The organism is Amycolatopsis orientalis DSM 43388 (genome assembly GCF_000411975.1).
GTDB lineage: Bacteria > Actinomycetota > Actinomycetes > Mycobacteriales > Pseudonocardiaceae > Amycolatopsis > Amycolatopsis orientalis_D.
Map to the genome: position 1 here is coordinate 1 of NZ_ASXG01000133.1, position 1393 is coordinate 1393.

Sequence of the window (1393 nt, forward strand, 5' to 3'; positions counted from 1 at the left end):
GGGCGTGTCAGCGATCTTGTGGGTTGACGGTGTGATCGCCTTGTCAGTGCTGCGCGTCGAGCCGGTCGCCGTAGTGCATGGCGAGCGTGTTCAACGCTTGTTTCCAACCTACTACTTTTCCTGTGATATTTGAACGGTTTTTGAGTGGGTTTTGGATCACGAGGTAGAGCACTTTTAATGCGGCTTGCTCGTTAGGGAAATGGCCGCGGCGTCGGGTGGCCTGCCGGAACCGGGAATTCAGGCTCTCGATCGCGTTCGTCGTATATACGAGTTTCCGCAACTCCGGCGGGTACGCCAGAAACGGAATGAACTGTTCCCAGTTGCTGCGCCAGAGCCGGATCATTGCCGGATAGGTATCCTCCCACTCGGTACAGAAATCAGTGAATTCCGCTTCCGCTGCCTCCTGGTTGGGTGCGGTGTAGATGAGCTTGAGTCGTTTCGTGATCGCCGACCAGTACTTTTTGGACGCGTATCGCAGGCTCGCTCGCACCAGGTGGACCACGCACAACTGGACCTCCGCGCGCGGCCACAACGCGGTGATCGCATCAGGCAGGCCTTTCAGGCCGTCGCAGGCGACGATGAGGATGTCTTCCACGCCTCGGTTTTTCAGGTCGGACAGGTGGTTCATCCAGCCCTTGGCGCCCTCGCCGCCAGTGCCGACCCACATTCCCAGCACGTCCCGCTCGCCGGCCAGGGTGATCCCCACGGCGACATAGATCGGACGGTTCGCCACCTGCCCGTCGCGAATCTTGACATGAATAGCATCAATGAGCACGACCGGGTAGATTTTGTCCAGTGGCCGCGCTTGCCACGAATTCAGATCCTCGACCACCTTGTCCGTGATCTTCGATATCAGGTCGCGGGATACCTTCGCGTCATAGATGTCGGATAGGTGGGCCTGGATCTCGCCCGTCGTGAGTCCTTTTGCGTAGAGTGAGATGACGGCGTCGTCGAATCCTTCGACCCGTCGAGCGTATTTCGGCACGATCCGCGGCGTGAAGGTGCCTTCCCGGTCACGCGGTACGTCAATGCGTACCTCGCCCACATCGGTACGCACCGTTTTCGCCGACGACCCGTTCCGCTCATTGGTGCCGAATTTCTCGGCCGCATCACCCTTCGCGTAGCCGAGATGCTCGTCCAGTTCGGCGTTCAGCGCCGTCTCCAGCACCGCCTTCGTCAGCTGCCGCAGCAGCCCATCCGGCCCGACCAGCGACACCCCGTCCGCGCGCGCCCTGTCGATCAGCTCACGCGCAACGCGGACGTCGAGACCGTCCTCAACACCAGCCGCCTCGGCCGCCCTGTCCTTATCCGTCAACCTCGATCCCTTCCAACCGGAGCACCCGCCCCAGCATGGTCAAGATCACCCACCACCCACAAGATCACGGACAGGCCC

General features: G+C 61.0%; 1 protein-coding gene. It reads right to left on the bottom strand.

Features of this window, described 5'->3' with window-relative positions:
* Window positions 1-43: 43 nt before the first annotated feature.
* Entirely contained in the window at window positions 44-1243 is a 1200-nt protein-coding gene (locus L942_RS28100) for an IS256 family transposase (protein WP_037366187.1), read from the bottom strand.
* Window positions 1244-1393 lie beyond the last annotated feature (150 nt).